A 6076-nucleotide genomic window follows, 5' to 3' on the forward strand; every position below is an offset into this window, starting at 1 on the left:
CCACCTGATCGGCCGTAAGCGCCGTCGGCGATAGATACAACAGCGCGTGAATCTGCGCCACGGTCCGGTTCAAACCCCAGCGAGTGCCCAATTCCCCCCAATGCAGAATGAATTTGCGCTGCGTTGCGCTTAAGTCCGTCATGTCTGTCGTTTCTGTCGTAACAGAAATAAAAGAATAGCACGAAGGGAATTGTTTACGCTATTCTTGCAGCGGATGCGATCCAGCGTATTCCTGTTTCTCCTCGCGATTTCCACGCCGCCAATCACGGGCGCCCTATTGCCCCCGCGCTCTACAGTGATCGCCGCGGCGCAGCTTCGCCATGAGCTGAGCACACCCGGAGGCGACGCTCATCAGGCCCGAAAACTCCGCCAACTAAACGCCCTCATCGATGCGTCCCTCGTCCACCAGATCGAAACCGTGCCCGCACTCAACGACGGACAGCTGCAGGCGGGCCTCAGAACTCTAGTCGCCGACCGCGATACCGACTACAACGGATCTCCCCTGGTCTACTCAACCTTCGCGACGTTTTCGTTGACCGGAACCGTTACCATCGTATTCCGCCGGAGAAGCGCCTCAACGTCCTCGAACTCTGGCACTTCGATGAACAGGACAACCCGGAGCGCCTACTCCGAAGCCACTATTGAAAGGCTCTCGGCGGAACACTAGTACCGGATTCAAGCTCCGCGGCCGGTGACGGATTCATCGGACTTATTTTGCCAAATAAGTCAAGCTCTTACGACGCAATTTCGCCTAAGTCAGCCCTCACGAATGCTAAACCTAAGTCGAGGAGCCGAAGTAAGTGACGCGCGCGCAGTCCAACCATGCAAAGACATCCGAATCATTCACCACCCGCGCACACCGATTTCCCCCGCAAAAAACATAAACAAAACGAAAAACCCAAATTCCGTAACTTACGCTATATCAACCACCTACAGAGAATTCTCGTTTGGCAAAAAAACTCCCCAAAATCCCTACAAAGTCGACTTACCGCCCTCACTAATATAGTTCCGATTCCAGGCCGGTATTTCAACCACCACATCGCCCTTCACCACCGCCTGGCACCCCAGCCGCGAACTCAGCTGGACATCCGCGGCCGTCTCCACCCGGTCCGCCTCGTCATCTTCCATCTCGGACAAGTGATTCGCGCCCTGCTTCACCACCACATGGCAGGTCGTACACGCATTATTGCCGCCACAAGCATGGTCCAGATGAAAGTTGAAATGCATCGCCACGTCCAGGATCGATTCCGGCTTCCCATGGTCGCAGTAAGGCAGCTTGCCGTGCTCAAACTCAAATACATCGCCCGAAGGCAGGAAAGTAACTTTAGGCATCTACTGCTTACTCTTCAGAACGTCGACCAGCTCTTGTACCGCCGCGGCGCTCTTATGCAGCGCAGCCTTCTCGTCGTCGCTCAACTGGATCTCATAGATCTTCTCAATCCCCGCCGCGCCCAACTTAGCCGGCACTCCTACAAACAAGCCCTTGATCCCGTACTCACCTTCCAGATAAGCCGCGCAAGGCAGCACTTTCTTCTTATCCTTCAGGATCGATTCCGCCATCTCAACCGCGGCCGCCGACGGAGCATAATACGCGCTCCCCGTCTTCAGGTGCTTCACGATCTCCGCCCCGCCATTCTTAGTCCGATCGACAATCGCATCCAATCGCTCTTTCGACAACAACTCCGTCAAAGGTATCCCCGACACGCTAGACAACCGCACCAGCGGCACCATCGTGTCGCCATGCCCGCCCAGCACCACAGCAGTCACGTTCTCGACCGATACCTGCAACTCCTCGGCAAGAAACGTTCGGAACCGAGCCGTATCCAGCACGCCCGCCATCCCGATCACACGTTGCTTCGGGAACTTAGATACCATCAGCGCGGTCTGCGCCATCGCATCCAGCGGATTCGAGACGACTATCAGGATCGCGTTCGGCGACTCTTTCACCAACTGCTCGGTAGCCGCCTTCACAATCTCGTAGTTCGCGATCAGCAAGTCATCGCGGCTCATCCCGGGCTTGCGCGGGAAGCCCGCGGTAATAATGCAGACGTCCGAGTCTTTACTCTCGCTATACCCGTTCGAACCGGCAATGCGAATGTCCGACCCATTGATCGGTCCGGCCTGCAACAGGTCCAAGCCCTTACCTTGCGGAACACCTTCGACGACATCCACCAGCACCACATCCGCCAGCTCTTTCGCCGCGATCCACATCGCGCAATTCGCGCCCACATTCCCGGCGCCGACGACAGTTATCTTCTTTCGCAACTTACTTTCTCCTTCAGGAACTTACTAACTCTGTACTCGCAGCTGTATCCCCAGCTCGCGCAACTGCCGGTCCGGCACGGCCGATGGCGCGTCGCACATCAGGTCGGTCCCGCGCGCGGTTTTCGGGAACGGGATCACATCGCGAATCGACGTCTCCCCGGCCAGCAGCATCACAATTCGATCGATCCCCAGCGCGATCCCGCCATGCGGCGGCGCCCCATACTCCAGCGCATCCAGCAGAAATCCGAACCTTCGCCGCGCTTCTTCATCGCTGAATCCAAGCGCGGCAAACACCTTGGTCTGAATGTCGCGCCGGTGAATTCGGATCGACCCCGACCCCAACTCCGTCCCGTTCAACACCAGGTCGTAAGCCTTCGACCGGCACCGCGCCGGATCGCTGGTCAACTTATCCAGATCCTCATCATGCACCGAAGTGAACGGATGATGCGCCGCCATCCAGCGCTGATCTTCCGCATCCCACTCGAACATCGGGAAATCCGTCACCCACAAAAACTCAAAGCGTTTCGGATCCAGCAGCTTGTGCCGGTCGTTGTACTTCTGCGCCGCAAACAAACGCAGCTCACCGGCGGCTTTCAGCATCGTCTCTTCGGGACGATGCCCCACCGGATCGTCCGCCCATCCGGCCACCAGCAGCAGATCGTTCTCCGTCGCGCCGGTGCGTGCGCGGATCTGTTCCACCACGCCGGGCGAGTCGCGATCCAACCGCTTCAGATCGTCGAAAACCCGCAGCCCGCGGCCTTTTCCAACCTCTTTCAATATGTCGCGCTCGCTCCGAGTCAACGCGCCAACATTCGGTATGTGGATCGCCACCAAAGGCAGCCCATGTGCCACCAACGCCGGCAACAAATCGGCGACGCTCGTCATCGGCGGAATGCGCCGGTCCGGTTTATCGATCCCGTACAGCTGCATGGCCTGCGCGTACGTCATACGAGGGAAGGGAAGCGGCACCTCGAAGCCGGCCACTTGGCAAACGCGCTGCATCAGCGGCTCGATCACCTCGAACACCTGCTCCTCTTGCGGGAACGACATCTCGAGATCGATCTGCGTAAACTCCGGCTGCCGGTCCGCGCGCAAATCCTCATCGCGGAAGCAGCGCACGATCTGGAAATAGCGGTCGTACCCGCTGACCATCAGCAGCTGCTTGAAGATCTGCGGCGATTGCGGCAGCGCATAGAAATTGCCCGGCTGGACGCGGCTCGGCACCAGATAATCGCGCGCGCCTTCGGGTGTCGACCGCGTCATAAACGGCGTCTCGATCTCCAGAAATTGCTGCGAAGTCAAAAACTCCCGCACCGCGAACGTGATCTGCGAACGCAGGATGATGTTGCGCTGCATGCGCGGCCGCCGCAGATCGACATAACGATACTTCAACCGCGCGTCTTCCGAAACGTCAACGGAATCTTCCATCGGAAACGGCGGCGTGCGCGACTCGTTCAGAATCCAAACCGTCTCGACCAGGATCTCGACTTCTCCGGTCGGCAGATTCGGATTGATCGTCTCCGGAGTGCGCACCGACACGACGCCTTCCGCGGCTATCACATATTCGGTTCGCAGCTCTTCGGCCCGATCGTGCGCCGGGCTACCCTCGAAAAACACCAGCTGCGTCACGCCGTAGCGGTCGCGCAGATGGATGAAAATCACGCCGCCCAGATCGCGCCGCCGGTGCACCCAGCCCATCACGATCGCGCGCTTGCCGACGTCGCTCACGCGCAGGTCGCCGCACGTGTTCGTCCGCTTCAGATTGCCCAGAAAGTCGAGTTGCATTTTGATTTAATTCAATCGCGCGTTAAGAAGTCCTGCAAGTTCCGCGCGGCTGACGCGCTCCTGCTCGCCGGACCGCATGTCTTTGAGCGAGTACTCGTGCGCCGCCAGTTCCTCATCTCCGATAATCAACACCCGCCGCGCGCCCACCTTATTCGCAATCTCCATGGCCCGTTTCAATTTCGCCGCGCCGCCCACTTCAATCGAAGCCCCGGAAGCCCGCAACTCCCGCGCCAGCACCCCCGCATGACGCAGCGCCGGTTCATCCAAAGGCGCGATATACAGCGCCAACTCCGTCGCGGCTTCGCCCTCGCTTACGGCCATAACCAGCCGGTCCTCACCGATCGAAAACCCAATCCCCGGCGAATGAATCTTCGAGCCCAACTCTTCCGCCAGCCCGTCGTATCGCCCGCCGCCCAGCACCGAATTCTGCGCCCCCAGATTTCCGTGGACGACCTCAAACGTAGTGCGCGTATAGTAATCGAGCCCGCGCACCAGCCGCGGCCGGATCTCAAACCGAATCCCGCGATCGCACAGATATTGCTGCACCGCTTCGAAATGCGCCCGGCACTCGGCATCCAGCGAATCCAGAATCGACGGGAGCTGCTCGATGACGGGCTCATCTTCCGGAACCTTCGAATCCAGCACGCGCAGTGGATTCGTTTCGGCGCGCCGCTGATTATCCGGCGACAGGTGTGGAATGAACGGCCGCAGCGCTTCCCGCAGTTTCTCGATGTACCCCGGTCGGCACTTCGGACACCCCACCGAATTAATCAGCAGCTCGGAATGCGTCAACCCCGATCGCGACAGAATCTCGATCACCAGCTCGATCACTTCCGCGTCCACCGCCGGAGATTCGGACCCGATCGCCTCCGCGCCGATCTGAAAGAACTGCCGGTAGCGTCCCTTCTGCGGCCGCTCGCGACGGAACATCGGACCCATATAAAACAGCTTCTGCACGCCGGGCCGCTGATCCAACCGGTGCTCGATATACGCGCGGATCACCCCCGCCGTGTTCTCCGGACGCAGCGTCAACGAGGTTCCGTCGCGGTCCTCGAACGTATACATCTCCTTGGTGACAATGTCGGTCTCGGCCCCCACACCGCGCGCGAAAAGCTGCGTCTCTTCCAGAATCGGCGTGCGAATCTCGTGGTAGTTGTAGGCGTGAAACACCTCGCGCGCGACGCGTTCCACGCGATTCCACACAGCCGTTTCGGGAGGCAACAAATCCCGTGTGCCTTTCACTGCACGAATCATGATGTTTCGAGGGTCTTAGTACAGGAAGTTTTATGCTAACATCCCGCGCACCAAGTACTTGGAACGATGGCAGTTGCGCACTGCAACGCAAAAGAAGTACGATGCGAGCCAGCATGCTGAAATTCGCGCTATTTTTCACCGCCCTAACTCCCGTGTTGGCCCAAACCGGCGCGGTAACGGTCGACATCCATTCCGGCCACGTGACGAACACCTTCAGTCCGATGCTCGCGCTCGGCGCCGGTGTCGACGGAGTCCCCACCGGCACGGTGAACAACGTCTACACCTCGACCAACATTCCGCAGATGCTGTCCGCCGGCTTCGGACCTTTGACCTACCGTCTCTACACCGAACTAAGCGTTCAGGACTGGCACTGGAACCCCGAAGGTACCTACAGCGGTCCGGGCCAATCCGGCTATTGGATTAGCAGCGCAACCAGCACCCAGCCCATCGCGCATACTCACGGATTCAACTTACCGCGCAGCGGCTTCACTTTCGACCAGGGCACCAGCAGCGGATACTCGCGCGTCGATGACGGCGACCCCACCACCTTCTGGAAAAGCAATCCCTATCTAAGTCACACTTACACCAACGATCCGGATGCGGACCACCCGCAGTGGATCATGTTCGACCTCGGATCGAAGCAGCCGGTCAACGCCATCCAGATCAATTGGGCCAATCCCTATGCGACTCAATACAAGATTCAGTACTGGACCGGTCCCGATCCGCTCTATACCGATAACGAAGGCAATTGGATTACTCTCCCCAACGGAAC

6 protein-coding genes are annotated in these 6076 nt (G+C 59.0%); 2 read left to right on the forward strand and 4 right to left on the reverse strand.

The window, feature by feature from the left end:
• Nucleotides 1-214: 214 nt before the first annotated feature.
• Nucleotides 215-667: a hypothetical protein gene (locus tag H1Y01_RS16335; protein ID WP_180541574.1), complete on the forward strand. Its 453-nt coding sequence runs from the start codon at nucleotides 215-217 to the stop codon at nucleotides 665-667.
• A gap of 305 nt (nucleotides 668-972) precedes the next feature.
• Here H1Y01_RS16335 and H1Y01_RS16340 read toward each other — a convergent pair whose 3' ends face one another.
• The 4 genes from H1Y01_RS16340 to hisS are packed head-to-tail and all read right to left on the reverse strand — an operon-like array spanning nucleotide 973 to nucleotide 5304.
• Nucleotides 973-1332 carry a 2Fe-2S iron-sulfur cluster-binding protein gene (locus H1Y01_RS16340; RefSeq protein WP_180541575.1) on the reverse strand — a complete coding sequence of 120 codons (360 nt, stop codon included), beginning with the start codon at nucleotides 1330-1332 and terminating at the stop codon, nucleotides 973-975.
• Nucleotides 1333-2265, reverse strand: a complete 933-nt coding sequence (mdh, locus tag H1Y01_RS16345; protein WP_180541576.1) for a malate dehydrogenase — start codon at nucleotides 2263-2265, stop codon at nucleotides 1333-1335. It abuts the gene before it with no gap.
• Between the two features lie 24 nt (nucleotides 2266-2289).
• Nucleotides 2290-4050, reverse strand: a complete 1761-nt coding sequence (gene aspS / locus H1Y01_RS16350; protein ID WP_180541577.1) for an aspartate--tRNA ligase — start codon at nucleotides 4048-4050, stop codon at nucleotides 2290-2292.
• A 6-nt stretch (nucleotides 4051-4056) separates the two neighbouring features.
• Nucleotides 4057-5304 (reverse strand): histidine--tRNA ligase, encoded by a 1248-nt coding sequence (hisS, locus tag H1Y01_RS16355; RefSeq protein WP_180541578.1) that lies wholly within the window; start codon nucleotides 5302-5304, stop codon nucleotides 4057-4059.
• A 113-nt stretch (nucleotides 5305-5417) separates the two neighbouring features.
• Here hisS and H1Y01_RS16360 point away from each other — a divergent pair.
• Nucleotides 5418-6076, forward strand: a 659-nt coding sequence (locus H1Y01_RS16360) for a discoidin domain-containing protein (RefSeq protein WP_180541579.1), incomplete at its 3' end; no start/stop codon positions are given.

The sequence above is a fragment of the Nevskia soli genome (assembly GCF_903970205.1).
Classification (GTDB): Bacteria; Acidobacteriota; Terriglobia; order Bryobacterales; family Bryobacteraceae; genus Bog-113.

Excerpts from the sequence above, each read along its gene's own strand:
- H1Y01_RS16335 (WP_180541574.1), top strand. The coding sequence starts at position 215 with ATGCGATCCAGCGTATTCCTGTTTCTCCTCGCGATTTCCACGCCGCCA.
- H1Y01_RS16340 (WP_180541575.1), bottom strand. The coding sequence starts at position 1,332 with ATGCCTAAAGTTACTTTCCTGCCTTCGGGCGATGTATTTGAGTTTGAG.
- aspS (WP_180541577.1), bottom strand. The coding sequence starts at position 4,050 with ATGCAACTCGACTTTCTGGGCAATCTGAAGCGGACGAACACGTGCGGC.
- hisS (WP_180541578.1), bottom strand. The coding sequence starts at position 5,304 with ATGATTCGTGCAGTGAAAGGCACACGGGATTTGTTGCCTCCCGAAACG.